The sequence below is a fragment of the Streptomyces hygroscopicus subsp. hygroscopicus genome (assembly GCF_001553455.1).
GTDB classification, from domain to species: Bacteria; Actinomycetota; Actinomycetes; order Streptomycetales; family Streptomycetaceae; genus Streptomyces; species Streptomyces hygroscopicus.
Map to the genome: position 1 here is coordinate 1 of NZ_BBOX01000459.1, position 1,538 is coordinate 1,538.

Consider the following 1,538-nt stretch of genomic DNA (forward strand, 5'->3'; position numbering starts at 1 on the left):
GATTCTGCGCCGCCTGGCTCATCGGGCTCAACTAACGCTCCTGCTGGTAAGTCGGGCCAATGCCGCGATCATGGTTGCCGCCGAGTCCGGTGCCGGCCCGGCGACCCTGCTGAATCCCCCGGCGGAGGTTGGTCAGCCTCCCGCGTACGTCATCGGGCGCGCGAGACACCTGCGGCCCAGTCCGGTCGGGCTGCTGCGGCTGATGTGCGGCGCCCTCCACGAGGTTCGCGCGGGGCACCCGCCGTGGCAACCCGGAGGACGTGATACCGCCGGCCGCCGGTTCGCGGATCTGCTCGGCACGGCGCCAGCGCTCGTCGTTGTGGGGCGACGTACGCCAGTGGGAACCCGTCGCGCCGATCCCGTTGAAGCCGGTGCCGTTGCTGCCGGCACCCGATCCGGCGAAGTCGTCCGCACCCCGGGACGCCGACTGCGGCTCCTGGTGCGAGGACGACGGTGGCAGGGCCGAGGCGGGCCGGCCGGGGGTGGGCTCGGGTACGGAAGGTACGGAAGGTTCTGACGGGAACCGCCGGCCCCCGTCCTGGGAGCCCGGCGCGCCCGGGTCCTCGGCCTGGTTGCGAAGCCAGGTCGACTCGATGGTGTCGAAGATCGGCGTGCTGCCGTCGCCGGGCCCGGCGGGCGGCAGCGCATCGCCCGTACGCCCGTCGCGCTCGCCCTGGGGACCCTGCGCCGGCGGGAACTCGCCGGTGCCGCCCATGTCCGGGCGGGGGAACTCGCCGGTGTCGCCCGGAGTGCCCGCGTTGGGGAACTGGAACTCGCCGGTATCGCCGGGGGTGCCCGCGTTGGGGAGCTGGAATTCGCCGGTGTCACCGGGACCGCCCATGGCCGGGAGCTGGAACGCGCCGGTGTCGCCGGAGCCACCCATGTCGGGCCGCTGGAACGCGCCGGTGTCGCCGGTGCCGCCCATGTCCGGGCGGGGGAATGCGCCGGTGTCGCCGGGACCGGCCGCGTTGGGGAGCTGGAACTGGCCCGTCTCGCCGGGACCGCCCATGGCCGGACGCGCGAACTCGCCCGTGTCCCCGGGTCCGCGTCCGTCGCGCGGCGCGGCGTCCTCGAACCGGGGCTGGGCGTACTCGCCGGTGTCACCCGGGCCCTGGCCGAGCTCCGGACGGGCGAACTCGCCGGTGTCACCGGGGCCGCGGCCGTAGTCGGGCCGGCTCAACTGGCCGGTGTCGCCCGGCCCCTGGCCGCCCTGCGAACCGCTGGGCGCGCGGCGCGGCTCGAACATGTTTGGGCCGTCGCCCAGCTGCGGCAGCTCACCGGTGTCGCCGGGGCCGCGGTTGCCGAACGGATCGCGCCGCTCTTCGGAGCCGCCGGAGCCGCCGAGCTCCGGACGGGCGAACTGGCCCGTCGAGTCGTACTCCTCGTGCCCGCGCGGGGTGTCCCCCGCGTCGCGCGGGGTGTCCGGCCAGTCGTCCTCGCCCGCCGCGGCGCGCCGGGCGCCCCAGCTGGTGCCGGGCTGGGTGGGGGCCGGAAGCTCGGGCGCGGCGCCGCGCGTGGGCAGCTGCGGTCGGCCGTCC

Annotated in this window: 1 pseudogene; it reads right to left on the reverse strand. The window is 76.3% G+C overall.

The annotated features are described in order from the left end of the window. Positions 1-31 precede the first annotated feature (31 nt). Positions 32-1,538: pseudogene (locus AXW62_RS35810) on the reverse strand (histidine kinase); the annotation flags it as partial.